15 protein-coding genes are annotated in these 19,900 nt (G+C 40.2%); 1 reads left to right on the forward strand and 14 read right to left on the reverse strand.

Features of this window, described 5'->3' with window-relative positions; translation table 11 throughout:
* Positions 1–8: 8 nt before the first annotated feature.
* From ysxE to hemA, 8 genes are all read right to left on the reverse strand, one after another.
* Positions 9–1,055, reverse strand: a complete 1,047-nt coding sequence (gene ysxE / locus ACLIJJ_RS04585) for a spore coat protein YsxE (protein WP_411410593.1) — start codon at positions 1,053–1,055, stop codon at positions 9–11.
* Between the two features lie 99 nt (positions 1,056–1,154).
* Positions 1,155–2,516, reverse strand: a complete 1,362-nt coding sequence (gene spoVID, locus ACLIJJ_RS04590; RefSeq protein WP_233318346.1) for a stage VI sporulation protein D — start codon at positions 2,514–2,516, stop codon at positions 1,155–1,157.
* Positions 2,517–2,680: 164 nt separating this feature from the next.
* Positions 2,681–3,967 carry a glutamate-1-semialdehyde 2,1-aminomutase gene (hemL, locus tag ACLIJJ_RS04595; protein ID WP_233318344.1) on the reverse strand — a complete coding sequence of 429 codons (1,287 nt, stop codon included), beginning with the start codon at positions 3,965–3,967 and terminating at the stop codon, positions 2,681–2,683.
* A 15-nt stretch (positions 3,968–3,982) separates the two neighbouring features.
* Entirely contained in the window at positions 3,983–4,960 is a 978-nt protein-coding gene (hemB, locus tag ACLIJJ_RS04600; RefSeq protein ID WP_233318341.1) for a porphobilinogen synthase, read from the reverse strand.
* A 12-nt stretch (positions 4,961–4,972) separates the two neighbouring features.
* Positions 4,973–5,731, reverse strand: a complete 759-nt coding sequence (locus ACLIJJ_RS04605; protein WP_251645023.1) for a uroporphyrinogen-III synthase — start codon at positions 5,729–5,731, stop codon at positions 4,973–4,975.
* Positions 5,724–6,662, reverse strand: a complete 939-nt coding sequence (gene hemC, locus ACLIJJ_RS04610; protein ID WP_233318339.1) for a hydroxymethylbilane synthase — start codon at positions 6,660–6,662, stop codon at positions 5,724–5,726. The genes ACLIJJ_RS04605 and hemC overlap by 8 nt, the downstream gene beginning before the upstream one ends.
* A gap of 55 nt (positions 6,663–6,717) precedes the next feature.
* The gene (locus tag ACLIJJ_RS04615; protein ID WP_233318338.1) at positions 6,718–7,542 is read right to left on the reverse strand and encodes a cytochrome C assembly family protein; all 825 of its coding nucleotides are present in this window, start codon (positions 7,540–7,542) and stop codon (positions 6,718–6,720) included.
* Positions 7,543–7,644: 102 nt separating this feature from the next.
* Positions 7,645–8,985, reverse strand: coding sequence for a glutamyl-tRNA reductase (gene hemA, locus ACLIJJ_RS04620; protein WP_233318336.1), 1,341 nt, complete (start codon positions 8,983–8,985; stop codon positions 7,645–7,647).
* Between the two features lie 285 nt (positions 8,986–9,270).
* Here hemA and ACLIJJ_RS04625 point away from each other — a divergent pair, with 285 nt between their 5' ends.
* Positions 9,271–9,816, forward strand: coding sequence for a LiaI-LiaF-like domain-containing protein (locus ACLIJJ_RS04625; protein WP_411410594.1), 546 nt, complete (start codon positions 9,271–9,273; stop codon positions 9,814–9,816).
* Between the two features lie 32 nt (positions 9,817–9,848).
* Here the strand turns inward: ACLIJJ_RS04625 and ACLIJJ_RS04630 are convergent, their stop codons facing one another.
* The 6 genes from ACLIJJ_RS04630 to tig form a co-directional block, all read right to left on the reverse strand.
* On the reverse strand, positions 9,849–11,456 hold the full coding sequence (locus ACLIJJ_RS04630) for a ribonuclease J (protein WP_411410632.1): 1,608 nt from the start codon (positions 11,454–11,456) through the stop codon (positions 9,849–9,851).
* Positions 11,457–11,648: 192 nt separating this feature from the next.
* Positions 11,649–12,236, reverse strand: a complete 588-nt coding sequence (yihA, locus tag ACLIJJ_RS04635) for a ribosome biogenesis GTP-binding protein YihA/YsxC (RefSeq protein WP_233318331.1) — start codon at positions 12,234–12,236, stop codon at positions 11,649–11,651.
* A complete protein-coding gene (lon, locus tag ACLIJJ_RS04640; protein ID WP_233318329.1) occupies positions 12,233–14,560 on the reverse strand; it encodes an endopeptidase La in 2,328 nt (775 codons plus the stop codon). Before lon ends, yihA begins: the two co-directional genes overlap by 4 nt.
* 413 nt (positions 14,561–14,973) lie before the next feature.
* Positions 14,974–16,647, reverse strand: a complete 1,674-nt coding sequence (gene lonB / locus ACLIJJ_RS04645; protein WP_233318327.1) for an ATP-dependent protease LonB — start codon at positions 16,645–16,647, stop codon at positions 14,974–14,976.
* Between the two features lie 175 nt (positions 16,648–16,822).
* Positions 16,823–18,088, reverse strand: a complete 1,266-nt coding sequence (gene clpX, locus ACLIJJ_RS04650; RefSeq protein ID WP_233318325.1) for an ATP-dependent protease ATP-binding subunit ClpX — start codon at positions 18,086–18,088, stop codon at positions 16,823–16,825.
* A 365-nt stretch (positions 18,089–18,453) separates the two neighbouring features.
* A complete protein-coding gene (tig, locus tag ACLIJJ_RS04655; protein ID WP_233318323.1) occupies positions 18,454–19,740 on the reverse strand; it encodes a trigger factor in 1,287 nt (428 codons plus the stop codon).
* Positions 19,741–19,900 lie beyond the last annotated feature (160 nt).

A 19,900-nucleotide genomic window follows, 5' to 3' on the forward strand; every position in this document is an offset into this window, starting at 1 on the left:
CCAAGATGTTAAGAATCTTGGGTCTCTTTTTGTGCTTCCTGCTGCGCTTTTTTTTCCCGCTCCATTTCGTCAATACGCATGACAATATATTCGGTATTTTTCAGCAGCCAGTATTGCTTCAATAAGCTTTGCGCATATTTGCGCTCATTCTTTTTCTTATCGCTTTTATGGTATTTTTCACATATGCGGATTACAGGTCCAGGATGTGCTAAATAGCTCAAAAAAAGCAGCATCTCATCCGACTTGAGCGGATAATAATTGAAATAAGTATAAATCCATTCTAAGCAATCATTATTCTGCTTCGGAGTGGTTTTCAGAGACCTAGCAATAAACGGAAGCAGGTCATGGCTTGGAGAGCCAAACTTGGCATTTTCAAAGTTAGTGAAATACCCATACCCTTTCTCGTCATATAAAAAATGTTCTGGCGAGATTTTCCCATGAATGATCGATACCCTTGCCTTCTCATCATCCTTTGTCTCTTCATACCATTCCTTCAGCTTCGCTTCCGAATATTTCAGCGCTTGCCTCACATCATGGTAATACATGCAGAACATCCATTGGAACGGTGACATATATTCTGTGTTTTCACACTCTTCAATATAGCCATCCAAAAATTCTTGTTCCTTTTCCAGCTCCAATAGCGTATTTTCATAATGCTCTTCCCGATCTTCCTTTTCAATTTTCACTTCCTTAGAGGATAGGACATGCAGTCTTGCGAGCTCCCTGAACATTTGCTGATGCTTCTTGAAATAATTCTCCCGCTCTTCGTTCGGAAGCCACGGCATTAAATAATAGAGCTTATGCTCATACAAGACTGCATACCTGCCATCGACTGTCGGATAAATCGGCACAATTCTGTTATATCCTTTTTGGTACAATGTCCGAACGTGCCGGATAAAATCAGAGCCTTTATGGGGATCAATCGTTTTTAGTGCAAATGTGCCTTTGCTGGAATAAATTTTCACGATTCTGCCGAACTCCTCCACAAAATGCGGCTCCACTCCGTATGGCTCTAAAATGGGTGTATATTTTTTAATCGTGTTTTTTTCACTCATATGCGCCCACACTTTCTTATTAGGAAAAAGAGATTGACTAACATCTCCTTACATGTTGATTCGGGGCCCGCTTTACCCTTTTAGGTGCACCTACAAAACTTACTTTTCAGCAATTTTACCTGGGATATATAAAACTTGCCCTTCTACAACATCCTGATTGACCTCAAGGTGGTTTTCCTTCAGCAGGTTATGAACATTAACATTATAACGTTCACTTAGCTTCTCAATCGTATCTCCCTGCTGAACAATAACTACCTTTACCTTTGTATGTGTTTCTTCTTCCTTACGGGCGAAGAACTCTGTAAAGGTCAATGATTTCTTTTTCGAGAAAATTCCTTTTTTCTTCTTCGGTCCATTATCATTCTCAGAAGAGGACTCTTCAGATTCATCCTTATCGTGTTCTGAGAATTCTGCTGTTGATTCATCAAGCTTTTGCTCAGAAGATTCTGGAACAGGCTTATCGAAAACATCCTCTGCAGGGAATGTCTCTTCTGATCTAAACAAGGAAACCTTTACTTCAGGTTTATGGTCTGCAACAGGTTCAACAACAGCTGCTGGAGGCTCTTCTAATACTTCAGCCTCAGCGAATAAAGGTACATCTGTCGTCGTGTCCTCTTCCCAATCATCGTCCTTTTGCGAAGGTGCTTTGCGGACTTCCAATTCAAACGGCTCATATTCCTCCAGACCAGACTCAGCGGAAATCCGTTCTTCCTCTTCCATCAATGGACTGATTCTTTGAAACGGCTGTACTTCAATTTTAACAGGTTCTAATTCCTCTTCACTGTCCCTAAACACAGGCTCATTCTCAATCTCTTCAGCCCCAAAGTTTACATCTTCTCTGCTAGAGCCTGCAGAAAGCTCGATTTCTTCAGGCTGCTGCCTTTGTTCGTAGCCCCTTGTTAATGCTTCTAGTTCATCCTCTTGATTGTTTTCCTGTTGAACAAATATCTGCTCTGCCTCTGTGCTCTCTTCTCTTGCCGGATAATGGGAAGTCCATTCATCCTCCTCAGTTTCCTCTTCTGAGGCTTGCTCTTCATTCGTTAAGCCTGCAATAGATAATTCTGCTGTAAGATTCAGACAGCTTCTTTCTGGGAAGACATAATCAAATGTTTCAATTTCAACTTCAATATCTTCGATGCTGCGAACGCGTGAGAATGGAATCGTAATGTCGACAGGGAAATGATGAAGAAACTCATTAACTCCTTCTTCCCTCTCCAAAACGGAATGAACTAACTTAGGAGCCTTAAATACCTCCTCTTCTTCTGGCTGATTTGTCTGTGTTCGATTGTATTCACCTGTCAATTCTAATGATCCTTGAATGGTAATATACTGATCGTTTTCTTGGATGGTTATATTCGGGTCTAGTGAAATAGACAGCAGATCCTCTACTTCCTGTCCTTTTTGAAACCAGACTGACTCTTCCAACGAAAACCGTAAGATAGACGAATTTTCTTGAGACAAAGCGACTCCTCCCTTCATTCCTTTCACGTATAATCACTATGTCAATTACAATTTATGAACAGAAATGCCCTTTTATGAATATTTCTTTGTATAGAAAGTCTATGAATTTAAAAACAAAAAAATCCAAAGCGCCTGCAATAGCACTTTGGATTTTTATGGATAAATTATTTCAACTTAGAAAAAGCAATTTCTGCTGCTTTTATTGTGTGGTCAATATCTTCCTCGCTTAAAGCAGTTGATAGGAACAAACCTTCAAACTGAGATGGCGGCAGGAATACACCTTGCTCGAGCATTTCATTATAAAATGCAGCAAAGTAATCTAGATTGGAAGTTTTCGCACTTTCATAATCAACTACCTCTTCGTTTGTGAAGAAGAAGCCAATCATAGAACCGGCACGATTAATTGTAAATGGAATCTCGTATTTTTCAGCCGCAGCCTTTAGGCCTGCTTCAAGCTTATCTGCTTTTAAAATGAAATCTTTATAGCTTTCAGGCGTCAATTGGGACAATGTCTCGTAGCCTGCTGTCATTGCCAGCGGATTACCTGATAATGTACCTGCTTGATAAATCGGTCCGCTTGGAGCAACTTGATTCATGATTTCTGCTTTTCCGCCGTACGCGCCAACTGGGAGTCCTCCGCCAATAACCTTGCCAAGGCAAGTAAGATCAGGCGTAATACCGAAATAGCCTTGGGCACAGCCATAGTCTACACGGAAGCCTGTCATAACCTCATCAAAAATCAGCAATGCGCCGTATTGTTCTGTTATTTCACGCAGCCCTTGCAGGAAGCCATCCTTAGGAGGCACTACGCCCATATTACCAGCTACTGGCTCTACGATGATGCCGGCGATGTCATCTCCAAAGGTTTCGAAGGCATACTTAATGCTTTCTAGGTCATTGTAGGCTACTGTAATAGTGTTTGCTGCAACTCCTTCTGGAACGCCTGGGCTGTCTGGCAAGCCTAGTGTTGCAACTCCTGAACCTGCTTTAATTAAAAGAGAGTCGCCATGGCCGTGGTAGCAGCCCTCAAACTTGATGATTTTATTTCGGCCAGTATAGCCTCTAGCCAGCCTGATTGCACTCATTGTCGCCTCAGTTCCTGAGGATACCATGCGGATGATTTCAATGCTTGGCACTCTTTCCTTAACTAGCTTAGCAAGCTCAGTCTCGATTAAAGTTGGTGCTCCAAAGCTTGTCCCCTGCTCTGCAACTTTTTTTATTCCTTCGACTACCTGATCATTGGCATGCCCTAAGATAAGGGGACCCCATGACAGAACATAGTCAATGTATTCATTGCCATCAATATCGTAAATTTTTGATCCTTTTCCCGAGTTCATAAACACAGGATTCCGCTTCACAGATTTAAAGGCACGAACAGGGCTGTTTACCCCGCCTGGCATTAATTCGACTGCTTCTTTGTATGCTTTCTCTGACTTTTCATATGAACGCATGCTATCCCTCTTTTCTTATTGTTCTTTCAACCAGCGAGCAACATCTTTCGCAAAATAAGTCATAATTAAATCTGCACCTGCACGCTTCATGCTTACCATCATTTCCATCACGATTCTTTCTTCATCTATCCAGCCATTTTGTGCTGCAGCTTTAACCATGCTGTATTCTCCACTTACATTATAAATCACGATTGGCATTTTCAACGTGTTTTTCATATCACGGACAATATCCAAATATGGCATACCAGGCTTAACAATCATGAAATCCGCGCCTTCTTCCACATCTGATTCAGCTTCTCTCAAAGCTTCCATACGGTTAGCAGGATCCATTTGATATGCTTTGCGGTCACCAAATTGCGGAGTGCTGTCAGCTGCTTCTCTGAATGGTCCGTAGAATGCAGATGAATATTTCACTCCGTATGACATGATTGGTGTATCTAAATAACCTGCTTCATCAAGACCTTTGCGAATCGCAGCGACAAAGCCGTCCATCATATTGGAAGGAGCGATAATGTCTGCACCTGCTTCAGCCTGGCTTACAGCTGTTTTCACAAGCAACTCTAATGATTCATCATTCAAGACACGGCCGCTCTCGACAATGCCGCAATGTCCATGACTTGTATATTCACAAAGACAAGTATCCGCGATGATAACAATCTCCGGATAGTTACTCTTAATAAACCGAATTCCTTCTTGCACGATACCGTGATCATGAAATGCCTGTGTTCCGCATTCATCCTTTTCTAACGGTATTCCAAACAAAAGCACTGATTTAATACCAAGGCTTTGCACCTCGTCCATTTCCTCTTTCAAGCGGTCAATCGACAGGTTATAGATACCTGGCATTGATGAGATTTCCCGCTTAATGTTTTCACCCTCAGCAATGAAAATTGGATAAATCAAATCATCTACATGAACATGCGTTTCCCTTACTAATGCTCTCATACTTGCAGATTGACGAAGTCTGCGGTGACGTTTAAATTGTAATGACATGTTTGTTCTCCCCTATTCTGTTAAATATTGAACTAATTGCTCCAGCATGCTGTCTACTGTAAAATTGTCGGGAAAAATGTGAACATTTATTCCATTATCAGCTAGTTTTTTCTTTGTTATCGGACCTATGCATCCGATGATGCAGTCCTTTATATAATCGTAAAGGTTGTATGTATGGACTACATCCATAAAATATTCCACTGTGGATGAACTTGTAAACAAAAGCACATCCAAACTTCTCTTCTTTAAAGCCTCTACTAATAGAGTCTCGCTCTCCTTTGGAAAGTAAGTTTCATAAATGATTGCTTCCTCTGCCGCAATCCCTGCCGCACAGAGGCTTTTGTAAAGAACGTTTCTTGCTAAGCTGCCCTTTATAATAAGAACCTGTTCATTTTTTGCTACTTCCTTTGCGAATTCCTGAGCAAATGTTTCAGCAACAAACGAGGACGGAATAAAAGCAGCCTTATGGCCATATTTGGCTAATGTTTCGGCTGTTTTATCCCCAATTACCGCAATCTTATATAAAGAGTCTTTAAGCTCCATTGTTGAAAAAAAAGCGTTCACTCCATTGCTGCTTGTAAATACTAGCCAATCATAAACGCCTTCTTTAAGCTTTGCTTGCATATTACTAGCTAATGGGAGGCTGCGAAAGGCAAGTAACGGTATCTCGACAGGCGCGCCTCCTAATTGCTTAATTGTTGCAGAAAGTTCAGTAGCTTGTTTTTTCGCGCGGGGAACCAGAATGCTTTTGCCGTGCAGCGGCTTAAGCATCAATAATATTCTCTTCTTTCAGACGATCAATTAATTTCTTTGCTCCGCGCTCTGTAAGAATTTCTGCAGCCTGTTCACCGAGTTCTACAGGGTTTGTACCTGTCAGTACCTCTTTAAACACCGTTTTGCCATCTGGAGAGGTAACAAGGGCTGTCAATGTCAGCTCCTCGTTATTAACCATTGTGGCAAATCCGGCAATCGGAACTTGGCAGCCGCCATCCATTTTGTTTAAGAAGGCTCTTTCAGCATAAACTGTTTTCGTCGTTTCCTCAGATGATAGCTTGCTTAATAATTCGAGCACTTCCTTATCATCTTCTCTGCATTCAATAGATAATGCACCTTGACCTACTGCCGGCAAGCATGTTTCTGGATCAAGAAACTCTGTAACAACATCGCTTGTCCAGCCCATTCTCGCTAACCCTGCAGCTGCAAGAATAATTGCATCATATTCCTCTGTTTCCAGCTTCTTTAATCTTGTATCAATATTTCCACGAATCCATTTGATTTCCAAATCCGGTCTTACAGCTAACAGCTGGGCACCGCGTCGTAAGCTGCTCGTCCCAATAATAGCGCCTTCCTTCAAGTCCTTTAATGGAATATGGCCTTTTGAGATAAGCGCGTCGCGATGGTCCTCTCTTTCTGGAATACAGCCGATTGTAAGTCCCGGTGGCAGTACTGCAGGCATATCTTTCATGCTGTGCACTGCGATGTCAATTTCCTTATCAAGCATCGCTTGCTCAATTTCTTTGACAAACAGTCCTTTTCCGCCAACCTTTGATAACGTAACATCAAGGACGACATCACCTTTTGTAACCATTTCCTTAATTTCAAATTCATATGACGGGTCTAATCTTTTCAGTTGATTAATAACCCATTTCGTTTGTGTTATCGCTAATTTGCTTCGTCTTGAACCGACAATAATTTTTCGCATAAGTATGCCTCCAGCTTCAACTTTTAGCCGCTTTTCGTCGGCTTATGTAGCTTTATCACTTATAGTGAAACGTTGAAAAATTCCCTATTAAAAAGAAGTTAATCAACAATACTAAAAAACATGCAATATTAAAGAAAGCAATTCCTTTTCCTACTAGTTTGTGCGTTACCCTTATATATAAACAGCATCCGTAAATAAATAGGACTAAAAAGGAACCAAGAATTTTCGGATCATACCAGATAAACCCTGGCGCTTGAACACTTGCCCATTGAATTCCCAGTATCAAGGAAATCAGCAATGTAGGCACACTGAACACATTAAACAAATAGGAGAGGTTTTCTAACCTCGATAAGTCGGGAATGCGCCGCAGCCTTTTTCCCCATGCTTTCTTTTTTAAAAGATTATATTGAACACAATACAGTAAAGAAAAAATAAAAGATAATGAAAAGCCCCCGTACGCAAGCAACGCTGCTGTAATATGAATAAAAAGCAGCTCTGAAACAACTTGCTTGGCCATTTCTGTTCCCTCGCTCATCGGCGCAAACGTATGGATGGCCATAATAATAAACCCAAGTACATTTGTAAAAAAGACAATAAAGTCTATTTTCAGCAGCTTGTTAATTAAAAGCGAAAAGGAAACTAAGACCCATGTGTAGAAATACAGTCCTTCCATAATAGTCAGCACCGGAAACCGTTTTGTCTGCATCATGTAAATAAACAGAAACGAAGTCTGCAGGAGCCAAACAACGGAAAGTAACCAGAAAGCTGCTCTATTGGCTTTCTGGTTATTATGCATAAAATCAAAAAAGTATAAGAGCACAGATATTGCATAAAGAATAATCGTTAATTCATGAAGTCTTGTCAAATAAGCATCTGTCATATATGTGTTTCCCCTTTAACAATTAAGGCCTTGTGTAAAGATTGCTTCCATATACTATAATGCCAAAACTCTTATAAACAATCTAGCTTTCAGGTTGATTTTTTAACCTTGAAAGTTTGGCTGTAAAGAAGAAACTGTTTTCTTGTCTTCCTTCACAACTGTTGCTTGAGAATGGACATCCTGCTCTAAATTAAAAATTTTAACGAACAGCTCCATCGCCTTTTCCCGATCATCGGAAGAGGCAAGTTCTTTCGCATGAAGGATTGGATCCTTCAGCATTTGATTAATGATGCTTTTCGTATGTTTATTTAAGACTTTCTTATCACGGTCACTTAAATGAGGCAGCTTTCTTTCAATGCTCTTCATCGTTTCTCCCTGGATTGCCAAAGCTTTATCGCGAAGGGCAGAAATCACTGGAACGATTCCTAATAAATGAAGCCATTCATTAAACTCTACAATTTCTGTTTCAATCATAAGCATGATTTTTGCTGCTTCTTTTTGACGCTCTTGAAGGTTTGCTTCCACAATCCCTTCCAAGTCATCTATATCATATAAAAACACACTATCCAACTCTGCTAGTGCAGGGTCTAAATCACGAGGAACAGCAATATCAACCATAAATAACGGTTTACCTTTGCGAATCTTTTCCACTGTATTCATCATACTTTTCGTAATGACAAACGAGCTTGCACCAGTAGAGCTGATAAGAATGTCAGCATCAATCAATGCACATTGAAGCTCACTCAATGACTTCGCCTGACCTTCAAACCGGTCTGCAAGGCTTTGTGCCTTTTCAAAAGTGCGGTTAATGACCGTCACGTTTTTAGCTCCATTGCTGTACAGGTTCTGAATTGCCAGCTCGCCCATCTTCCCCGCACCTAATATGAGTACATTTTTGTTCTCTAAAGTTCCGAAAATCTTTTTCGCCAATTCTACAGCCGCATAGCTGACAGAAACTGCATTAGCACCGATATCTGTTTCTGTATGAGCCTTTTTCGCAAGCGTAATAGCCTGCTTGAACAACTGGTTAAAGACTGTGCCAGAAGACTGAATGGATTGGGCTTCTAGAAAACTTGCACGCACTTGCCCAAGAATTTGAGTTTCCCCTACCACCATAGAATTTAATCCGCACGCAACTTGAAAAAGATGGTTCATAGCTCCATCCTGTTCGTATACAAATATATATGGACTGAATTCTGACTGGTCAATCTCAAACCATTCAGACAAAAATTCTTTTATATAATAACGACCAGTATGCAATTGGTCGACAACAGCATAAATTTCTGTACGATTGCAAGTAGAAATGATGATATTCTCTAATATGCTTTTTTTCTTTTGCAACTGACTCATTGCTTCCCCTATTTTCGAAGAGTCAAATGTTAACCGTTCTCTAATTTCTACTGGGGCCGTTTTATAATTTAGTCCAACCACAACTATATGCATAAGTAAATGACACCCCCAAAGGATTTCAACCAAAAATCGATTCTTTATTTATAATAATTCTAAACATGTACTTATTATAACAAAAAAACACTAATTATGGGCAAGAAATATGCTTTTAATTGTGAACAAATTGTGAATTGATATGTTAACATATAGTATTATTGGCAAAGTCAGTTTTATACTATGTGTATTTACTAGTAATAGTGTATGCCAAAATCATCTATTAAAACAGCTTTTTTTGTTTTTTGCTGTTCAAAAAACAGCCTATCTAATACTATCTACTCAATGTACAGTAACAAAGATATCGGTTGTATTCAAGCTTGTATTACTGGAAACGGAGGAAATATGAAATCTTATAAATTATTTACTGGTGTTGTGCTAGTTGGATTCGGATTATACTTTTTACTAAATGAATTAAATATGTCTCCATTCCCTGACTTTTATTCTTGGCCTACATTGCTAATCATCGTTGGCCTTGCCTTTTTATGTCAAGGCTTTATAGGCAAGGATCATGGCTCTATCTTGCCTGGGGTGATTTTAACAGGGTTTGGCCTTCACTTTCACCTTGTTAATAAACTGGCGATTTGGCCGGATGATACGGGAACATTTTTATTGATTATCGCGTTAGGGTTTATTCTCTTCAATCAAAGAGCAGGTTCGGGCCTGGTAAATGGTGTGCTGTTTCTACTGTTGGCAGGCTTGCTGCTTTTTTACGAAGAAATAGTGGCTTCCATTACGTTCATCCATATCGGTGAAAGTACACTGAAATTCTTTACACCGCTTTTATTCCTGCTTATTGGCGGATATTTTCTGCTTTCGAAACGGAAATAAAGCAAAACAGATAGCTAAAGCTATCTGTTTTTTTATACTTCAATAATGATCGGCAGGATCATCGGTTTTCTTTTCGTTTGATGGAAGATATACTGGCCTGCAGCTTTGCGCACTTCCTGCTTAATGGCACCCCATTGATTTTTACCTCTTGCGTCAATGCTCATGACTGCTTCTTTAATAAGGCGGTTTACCTCCCGAAGGAGATCTTCGGCATCTCGTACGTATACAAAGCCTCTTGAAATAGTATCTGGCTCTGCAATCAGCTTTTTCTCATGCTTGCTCATTGTCAGCACGATTACAAGCATTCCATCCTCAGCAAGCTGCTTGCGGTCCCGAAGTACTACCTCGCCGACATCCCCTACACCAACACCATCAACATAGGTGTTGCCAGCATGGACATTTCTTGTAAATCTTGCTTTTTTATCTTGAATGTCGACAACGTCACCATTGCCGATAATAAAAGTGTTGCCTTCCTCTACACCGACTGATTCAGCAAGGCTACGGTGCTGGTTAAGCATTCTGTATTCACCGTGTATTGGGATGAAATAGTGCGGCCTCATCAATGTCAGCATAAGCTTTAAATCTTCTTGGTACCCATGTCCCGAAACATGCATGCCAGACATGCTGCCAGAACCGTAAATTACATTTGCTCCGATTGCAAAGAAGTTGTCCACAATTCGCGAAACATATCTTTCATTTCCTGGAATTGGACCGGCAGCAAAAATAACGGTATCACCGCGAAGCACTTCAACTCCCCGAAAATTTCCAGTCGATAATCTGGCAAGTGCAGCTAATGGTTCTCCCTGACTGCCTGTACAAAGTATCGCGACCTTTTCTGGAGGGAATAGTTCAATCTGGTCCTGGTCGATTAACAGACCTTCTGGAACTTGTAAGTAGCCACGAGTCATCGCAACCTCCACGACATTAAGCATGCTTCTGCCAAGAAGAGCAAGCTTGCGATTTGTATCGATTGCTGCATCCACAACTTGCTGTACCCTGTTAATATTGGAAGCAAATGTTGACAAAATCACTTTTCTTTCTGCTTTTCGGAATGCTTCAAGAATATGGCTGCCTACTAATTGTTCAGATGGAGACAGGCCAGGCCGTTCAGCGTTTGTGCTTTCAGATATAAGCAGCAAGACTCCCTCTGAACCGATTTGAGCCATTTTATGTATATCTGAGTGTTCCTTATTCGCAGGGGTTAGATCGAACTTAAAGTCTCCCGTGTGCACAATATTTCCAAGTGGGGTACGAAATACGATGCCTACACAATCAGGAATACTGTGATTCACCTTGAAAAATTCGGCTTTAATTTCGTCAAATGTTAATTGTGAGCTATTAGTAATCTCAATCAATTCTGTTTCCCCTGCAAGACCATGTTCCTTAAGCTTTAGTTCAATAAGGCCAAGAGTAAATTTTGTTCCATAAACAGGTACATTTAATTGTTTCAAAAAATAAGGGATGCCGCCAATATGATCCTCATGTCCATGTGTGACAATAAGTGCTTTCACTTTCTCCTTATTTTCTACTAAATAACTGATATCAGGGATTATTAAATCGATTCCAAGCAGACTTTCATCAGGAAATTTGTTTCCGCAGTCAATTGCTAAGATTGTGTCCCCATATTCCAATACGTACATGTTTTTTCCAATTTCATTTAAACCGCCTAAAGCAAATATGGATATTGGTTTCTCACTTGTCACAAGTTACTCCTCCTACTAAGCCATGATTTGCTAATAGCTTTTCCTGTTTCCGCCCTTTTTATTATCCTTCTGGTGATTTTCCCATAAATAAAAAAGCCAAATCGTTGTCCGATTTGGCTTTTTTGCATTTTAGTTTTTGGAAAGGTACTGCAGCAATGACCAGACTTTATCTTTCCCTTCTCCTGTTTCACTTGAGAAGAGGATAAGATGATCGTCTTTGCTAAGATCTAAAGTTTCCCGTGTGACTTTTAAATGCTTTTGCCATTGGGATTTAGAAATTTTGTCTGCTTTTGTTGCAATGATTACTGCCGGTATACCATAATGTTTGAGAAACTCATACATCGTGACATCATCTGCAGTTGGGGCATGTCTAATGTCTGTAATCAAGACAACTGCTTTAAGCTGCTCTCTTGTCGTAAAATATGTTTCGAGCATCTTGCCCCATGCTTCCCGCTCCTTCTTGGATACTTTTGCGTATCCGTAGCCAGGAACGTCTACAAAGTGAAGCATTTCGTTAATTAAGTAAAAATTTAATGTCTGCGTTTTCCCTGGCTTGGAGGAAATACGAGCAAGCGCCTTTCTGCCAAGCATTTTATTAATAAAGGAAGACTTTCCTACATTTGATCTGCCAGCTAACGCGAATTCAGGTAAATCTGTTTCCGGGTATTGATGTGGCTTTACTGCACTAATTACTATTTCTGCACTATTTACTTTCAAGAATTTACACTTCCGTTCAGAGCATGTTTTAACACTTCGTCCACATGAGAAACAAGAATAAAATTCAGTTCCTCTCGGACACTTTCTGGTATATCATCTAAGTCTTTCTCATTATCCTTCGGAGCAATGATGGTCGTCAAGCCTGCACGATGGGCGCTGAGTGACTTTTCCTTCAAACCGCCAATTGGCAGAACTCTGCCGCGCAACGTTACTTCCCCTGTCATGCCTACTTCTCTTTTAATCGGTCTACCAGACAGTGCGGAAACAAGAGCTGTCACCATCGTAATACCTGCGGACGGTCCATCTTTTGGCACCGCTCCTTCTGGGACGTGGATATGAATGTCATACTTCTCATGGAATTTCGAGTCAATGCCCAGCTCTTCCGCTTTAGAGCGAATATAGCTGAATGCTGCCTGTGCTGATTCCTTCATAACATCACCCAGTTTCCCTGTAAGGACAAGCTTACCTTTACCAGGAGCTAATGATACTTCTATTTGCAGCGTATCTCCGCCGACTGTCGTGTATGCAAGTCCTGTCGCAACACCAACTTGATCCTCAAGTTCTGCCTGACCATATCTAAAGATAGGCTTACCTAGAAATTCTACCACATTTTTGCTTGTTAAAATTACTTTTTTCTTTTCTTCTGATACAATCATTCTCGCTGTTTTGCGGCAAATCGTCGCGATTTGACGCTCCAAGCTTCTTACGCCTGCTTCTCGGGTATAATGGCGGACAATATTTTGAATGGCATCTTCCCTGATTTGCAGCTGTCCTTTTGTAAGTCCATGGTCTTTAATCTGTTTAAGCAGCAAATGATCTTTGGCAATATGGATTTTTTCCAGCTCTGTGTATCCGGAAATATTTATTATTTCCATACGGTCACGAAGCGGTCCTGGGATAGTTGCCAAATTATTAGCTGTTGCAATGAACATTACATTGGAAAGATCATAAGTTTCTTCAATATAATGATCGCTGAAGTTATGGTTTTGTTCTGGGTCTAGCACTTCCAGCATCGCAGAAGAAGGGTCTCCTCTAAAGTCGTTCGACATTTTATCGATTTCATCCAATAGGAATACTGGATTAATGGTTCCTGCCTTTTTCATCCCTTGAATGATGCGGCCAGGCATCGCCCCGACATATGTCCTTCTATGACCTCTAATCTCAGACTCGTCTCTGACTCCTCCGAGGGAGATGCGTACAAAGTTTCGGTTAAGAGATTTAGCAATGGAGCGTGCTAAGCTCGTTTTTCCGACTCCCGGAGGTCCTGCCAAGCAAAGGATTGGTCCTTTAAGGGAATTGGTTAAGCTTTGAACGGCCAAATATTCCAAAACCCGTTCCTTCACCTTTTCAAGACCGTAGTGATCTTGATCAAGGATTTTTTCAGCTTTTATGATATTTAAATCATCTTCTGTCGCATTGCTCCACGGTAATGCTAAGAGCCAGTCAATATAATTTCGGATAACAGAGCTTTCTGCTGATGTAGACGGAATCTTTTCATAACGGTCTAATTCTTTCAGCGCTGCAGCCTTAACATGCTCAGGCATTCCGGCCTGCTCTATCTTTTCGCTTAGTGTACTGACTTCTCCGCTTTTTCCATCTTTATCGCCAAGCTCTTTTTGGATCGCTTTCATTTGCTCACGCAAATAGTATTCCTTTTGCGTTCTTTCCATGGATTTCTTCACACGCTGTCCTATTTTCTTTTCTAAGTTAAGGACTTCTTTTTCATTATGAATGATATCAATCACATGATTCATGCGCTCTTTATTATCTAATGTTTCCAGAATCTGCTGTTTTTCCTTCAATTTAATCGGCAAGTGGGAGGCGATAATATCAGCCATTCTTCCCGGTTCCTCCATGTCAGAAACAGTTGCATACGTTTCACTGGAAATCTTTTTGGAGATTTTTATGTATTGCTCAAAGTACTGAAGCATTGTCCGCATTAATGCCTCGTCCTCTACATCCTTAGAAGTGTTCTCTTCCATCACTTTAAGAGATGCGGCATAATAGCCGTCCTCTTCCGACAACTCCACTAATTCGGCACGCTTCAGACCTTCCACTAAGACACGAATTGTACCGTTAGGAAGCTTCAGCATTTGCTTGACCTTAGTCAGTGTTCCAACCTTGTATAAATCCTCCTCAGCAGGATCATCAATATCAATATCCTTTTGCATTGTTAGAAAAATCAGGTGGTCTTCCACCATTGCTTTTTCAAGTGCCTGCACCGACTTTTCTCTACCAACATCCAAGTGTAATACCATTGTTGGATAAACAAGTAATCCTCGAAGCGGCAGGAGGGGTACTAATGTATTCTTTTTTTCCTCCATGACGTTGCACCTCCAGCATCGCATTTCATACTTTGTACAATTCTATCCTATTTAGGAAAAAGTGTCTATTAACTAGGGTTATTATAGGAAAAAAGGAAATAGAACTCACTTGCCCTCATTATTTTTACTTAAGAATTGTAAGCATGCTTGCCGATGTTCTTGTATTCGTATTGAAATATTGCATGATTGTATAAGTTGTAAGTTACCACTCTTACTTATGTCATAATGTTATTATTTTAACAAATGGGCTGTATTATGTCTCTTTTCTGTAAAAGAATTAGCAAACCTTCTGTCGCTTACATTATAAAGCATCTTTGCCTGCTGTTAAATTAATTGGCATTTACTCATATAAAAAAAGCTCTGCACTTTTATTTGTTAGAATCAACAATTTTTAGTGCAGGGCTATTTATCAGTTATACACTTTCCTTTTTAGATATATTAATCGAAGCAGGTATTGCTTCCTCGTTATCTGGAGCTTCTTTCAGCAAAGCAAGCTCCAGCACTTGATTAAACGATGCAACTGGGATAATCGTTATACCCGAAATCTCCTTGAGAACAGATTGCATATTCTCTTCAGGGATAATGACAGTGCTGACACCGGCTTTCTGTGCTGCTTTCACTTTTGCAAACACACCGCCGACAGGCTTCACATTTCCATGGATGCTTATTTCGCCCGTCATTGCTACCTTTCTGTCAATCGGTTGTTTATAGATGGCTGAATAAATGCCTGCAGCCATTGAAATCCCTGCCGATGGACCATCTATTGGGACACCACCAGGAAAGTTGACGTGGATGTCATATTGGTCTGCTGGAACACCCATTGACCTTAGTACGGTTATGACATTTTCAATCGATCCTTTAGCCATGCTTTTCCGTCTTATTGATTTGCCTTGGCCGCCAATGCTTTCTTCTTCTACAATTCCCGTAATATTGATAGAGCCTTTATCCTTTTCTGCAGGTATAGCAGTCACTTCTATTTCAAGGAGTGCCCCCATATTTGGACCATGTACTGCCAGGCCGTTGACTATACCGACGTGGGATACATCGTTTATCTTACGCTCCATTCTTGGAGAAAGCTGGCTTGAATGGATAACCCATTCTAATTCATCGTCTTTAATGTATGTACGATCACCGCTTATCGCAAGGCCTGCTGATATTTGAATAATATTGACTGCTTCGCGCCCATTGCGTGCATATTCAGCCAATGTTTCTAAGCTTTTCTCGCTAATATCCAATCGCACTTTATCAGCGGCTTTTTTGCCGATTTTTACGACCTCGTCTGCTGTTAATTCACGGAAAAATACTTCCATACATCTGGAACGAATAGCAGGAGGAATTTCATTCGGTGTTCTTGTTGTCGCTCCAATCAGTCTAAAGTCTGCTGGAAGACCATTTTGGAAAATATCATGTATATGTGTTGGGATTTGGGTGTTTTCTTCATTGTAATACGCACTTTCAAGAAACACCTTTCTATCCTCCAGGACTTTGAGGAGCTTGTTCATTTGCGTTGGATGAAGTTCACCTATCTCATCAATAAATAGTACTCCTCCATGGGCATTCGTTACTGCACCTTGCTTAGGTTGAGGAATCCCAGCTTGTCCCATCGCTCCAGCCCCTTGGTATATTGGGTCATGAACTGATCCAATCAGCGGATCGGCAATACCTCTTTCATCAAATCTGGCAGTAGTTGCATCAAGCTCTACAAAAACAGAACTCTTTTTAAAAGGAGATTTTGAATTTCTTTTCGATTCTTCGAGCACAAGCCTCGCTGCAGCTGTCTTCCCGACTCCAGGCGGTCCATATATGATGACATGCTGCGGATTAGGACCACAAAGAGCAGCCTTTAATGCCTTGATGCCATCCTCTTGACCAACAATGTCTTCAAAGCTTGTCGGTCTAACCTTTTCCGATAACGGAGCTGTCAATGAGATAGAACGCATTTTTCTCAGTTGATCCATTTCCTTTTTTGATTCCCGATCAATTGATACTTTTTGTGTTCTTTGACTTTTTAAAAGGTTCCAAAAATACAGACCGATTATGATGCCAAAGAATAGTTGTACAAATAAAGCAATCTCTGTCCAACTCATATTATTACCTCCTGAATTATATCTTGCTGATAGGAAGTAGTATCTCCTTCCCAGAGTTGGAATAAACAAATTTTAATGGAAAAAATCACAGAATTGGTTAGATTATCTTAAAACAAACAAATAAAGGGCTGGCATCCACGGAGGATTCCAGCCCTTAAGTTACAGCTAACTGTTGTTATGCAGATGTTTTCGTTTCTTTATCAACAACTGTTCCGTCTTCTAATACAAGTTTCGGAGCAGCGTTATCCGCGACTGTTTCTTTTGTGATAATGCATTTGACGATATCTTCACGTGAAGGAAGGTCAAACATCACATCAAGCATAATGCCTTCAATGATGGAACGAAGTCCGCGGGCACCTGTTTTTCTTTCAATTGCTTTTTTCGCAATTTCCCTTAGGGCATCCTCTTCGAAGTCCAATTCAACATTATCTAGTTCAAGCATCTTTTTGTACTGTTTCACTAAAGCGTTTTTCGGCTTTGTCAGTATTTCTACAAGCGCCTCTTCATCAAGCTGTCCTAAGCTTGAGATAACAGGAAGACGCCCGATGAATTCCGGAATAAGACCAAAACGAAGCAAGTCTTCTGGAAGTACTTTTGAAAGCAAGTCTTTGTCTTCCACTTCTTCCACTTTCGTTTCTCCGCCAAACCCAATTACCTTTTGACCAAGACGTCTTTTAATGATAGGCTCGATGCCATCAAATGCACCGCCGCAGATGAAAAGGATGTTTGTTGTATCAATTTGGATAAACTCCTGATGCGGATGTTTTCTCCCACCTTGAGGCGGAACACTTGCAACAGTTCCTTCAAGGATTTTCAACAATGCCTGCTGCACACCTTCACCAGAAACATCTCTTGTAATAGACGGGTTTTCTGATTTGCGGGCCACTTTATCAATCTCATCAATATAGATGATTCCTTTTTCTGCTTTTTCCACATCATAATCAGCAGACTGGATTAGTTTTAAAAGAATGTTCTCGACATCTTCCCCAACATAACCAGCTTCTGTTAATGATGTTGCGTCAGCAATTGCGAATGGAACATTCAGAATTCTTGCCAGTGTTTGTGCCAAAAGCGTTTTACCGCTTCCTGTCGGCCCGATCATAGCAATATTACTCTTAGACAGTTCAACATCATCAATTTTGCTGTTGGAATTGATACGTTTATAGTGGTTATATACGGCTACAGATAAGGATTTCTTTGCTTGCTCCTGTCCAATAACATACTCATCAAGTATATCGCGGATTTCTGCAGGCTTCGGAACATCCTTGAACTCCACTTCTTCTTCTGTTCCAAGCTCCTCTTCCACTATCTCTGTACATAATTCAATACATTCATCACATATGTACACACCTGGTCCTGCAACAAGCTTGCGGACTTGGTCCTGTGTCTTTCCACAGAAGGAGCATTTTAATTGACCTTTTTCATCATTAAATTTAAACATGTGTTCACCCCTTAAAACTCTTATATATATGTTTTACCGCACGGATTATAAAGTTAATCATCTATTTATCTTTTTTACAACAGTTATGTATTGCATTGTACCACATTAGCGATTGTACAGGAAATGATACAGCTTGGATAAATCTATCCATGTAATCCATTGCGGTAAAACGTATGTACTTCTTTTAAGCATAACCAGAATTGCCTGCTTTAAGTCTGGAAATATGCCACTCTTTTTATATGTATAAATTCCTGTACAAGAAAAGTGAGGGAATTAAAGTCTTGTGACTTTATTATATGTTGGTTATTACTAATATAAAACTAAGGCACGATACTTCGCGCCTTAGTTATTTTTATCTACTTCTATTATGCAACAGTTTTGCTGTTTTCTACAAGGAAATCGATTGCTTTTCTGATTTTTAGATCCATTTGCAGATTCTCAACGCCGCCTAGTGCTTGTTTAATAGCATCTGTGCTCATGTTGTACATTTCTGCCATTTTATCTAGTTCAGCTGTAACTTCTTCTTCAGAAACGGAAATGTTTTCTGCATTTACGATAGCTTCTAGAGTCAAGTTAACGCGAACACGTTGTCCTGCATCTTCTTTCATTTGTTCTTTAAGTGCAGCTTCGTCTTGACCTGAGAATTGGAAGTAAAGGTCAAGGTTCATTCCTTGCATTTGCAAGCGTTGTTCGAATTCGTTCATCATGCGGTCGATTTCTGTATCAACCATTGCAGATGGGATATCGATTGTAGCATTTGCAGCAGCTTTTTCCACTACAGTGTCACGAACTGCATGTTCAGCTTGATGCTTTCTGTCAGCTTCAAGGCGAGTTTTGATTTTTTCTTTAAGCTCTGCTAATGTTTCTGCTTCAGCATCTACATCTTTAGCGAACTCATCATCTAATTCTGGAAGCTCTTTTCCTTTAATTTCATGAAGAGTTACTTTGAAAGTAGCAGGTTTTCCAGCTAGCTCAGCAGCATGATACTCTTCTGGGAATGATACTTCTACTTCTTTCTTTTCTCCAGCTGCAAGACCAACTAATTGCTCTTCGAAGCCTGGGATGAATTGGCCTGAACCAAGTTCTAATGAGAAGTTTTCAGCAGTGCCGCCTTCGAAAGCAACTCCGTCTTGGAAACCTTCAAAATCGATAACAACTGTATCGCCTAATTCAGCTTTCCCATCTTCTTTAACAACTAATTCAGCTTGTTTTTCTTGCAATGCTTTGATTTCAGCATCTACATCTTCATCTGTAACATTCGTGTCAACAGCTTCTACTTCTAGGCCTTTGTAATCACCTAAAGTAACTTCTGGTTTAACAGTTACAGTTGCTTTGAAGATAAGTGTTTTTCCTTTTTCGATTTGCTCTACATCGATTTCTGGACGATCAACTGGCTCAATGCCTGTTTCATCGATTGCGTTAGCATAAGCTTCAGGCAATAGAATATCGATTGCATCTTGGTATAATGATTCAATACCGAAACGTTGTTCGAACATTCCACGAGGAATTTTCCCTTTACGGAATCCAGGAATATTAACTGTTTTTACTACTTTTTTGAATGCAAGATCTAAACCTTCGTTTAGCTTTTCAGCATCCAATTCAATTGTTAGAACACCACGGTTCCCTTCTAATGCTTCCCATTTTGCTGACATAACTATATTTCCCTCCAACAATCTATTCTACTTTTCAATACTTCTAACAGTTGTTTAGATAGTACTTTTATTTTAATAGAGAATTTTGATACGAACATCTCCGAATAACTCGGCAGATGTCAGCTCTATATAACTAAAAGCAGGTATCTACTAATGTTAT

This window comes from Niallia laureatilytica, assembly GCF_046613985.1.
In the GTDB taxonomy this organism is placed as follows: domain Bacteria; phylum Bacillota; class Bacilli; order Bacillales; family Cytobacillaceae; genus Niallia.

What these genes read in the sequence shown, in the direction of transcription:
- ACLIJJ_RS04615 (WP_233318338.1), bottom strand. Translation starts at nt 7,542, where the DNA reads ATGACAGATGCTTATTTGACAAGACTTCATGAATTAACGATTATTCTT.
- hemL (WP_233318344.1), bottom strand. Translation starts at nt 3,967, where the DNA reads ATGCGTTCATATGAAAAGTCAGAGAAAGCATACAAAGAAGCAGTCGAA.
- tig (WP_233318323.1), bottom strand. Translation starts at nt 19,740, where the DNA reads ATGTCAGCAAAATGGGAAGCATTAGAAGGGAACCGTGGTGTTCTAACA.
- clpX (WP_233318325.1), bottom strand. Translation starts at nt 18,088, where the DNA reads ATGTTTAAATTTAATGATGAAAAAGGTCAATTAAAATGCTCCTTCTGT.
- hemC (WP_233318339.1), bottom strand. Translation starts at nt 6,662, where the DNA reads ATGCGAAAAATTATTGTCGGTTCAAGACGAAGCAAATTAGCGATAACA.
- ACLIJJ_RS04630 (WP_411410632.1), bottom strand. Translation starts at nt 11,456, where the DNA reads ATGTACGTATTGGAATATGGGGACACAATCTTAGCAATTGACTGCGGA.
- lon (WP_233318329.1), bottom strand. Translation starts at nt 14,560, where the DNA reads ATGGAGGAAAAAAAGAATACATTAGTACCCCTCCTGCCGCTTCGAGGA.
- hemA (WP_233318336.1), bottom strand. Translation starts at nt 8,985, where the DNA reads ATGCATATAGTTGTGGTTGGACTAAATTATAAAACGGCCCCAGTAGAA.
- lonB (WP_233318327.1), bottom strand. Translation starts at nt 16,647, where the DNA reads ATGAGTTGGACAGAGATTGCTTTATTTGTACAACTATTCTTTGGCATC.
- ACLIJJ_RS04625 (WP_411410594.1), top strand. Translation starts at nt 9,271, where the DNA reads ATGTACAGTAACAAAGATATCGGTTGTATTCAAGCTTGTATTACTGGA.
- ACLIJJ_RS04605 (WP_251645023.1), bottom strand. Translation starts at nt 5,731, where the DNA reads ATGCTTAAGCCGCTGCACGGCAAAAGCATTCTGGTTCCCCGCGCGAAA.
- ysxE (WP_411410593.1), bottom strand. Translation starts at nt 1,055, where the DNA reads ATGAGTGAAAAAAACACGATTAAAAAATATACACCCATTTTAGAGCCA.
- hemB (WP_233318341.1), bottom strand. Translation starts at nt 4,960, where the DNA reads ATGTCATTACAATTTAAACGTCACCGCAGACTTCGTCAATCTGCAAGT.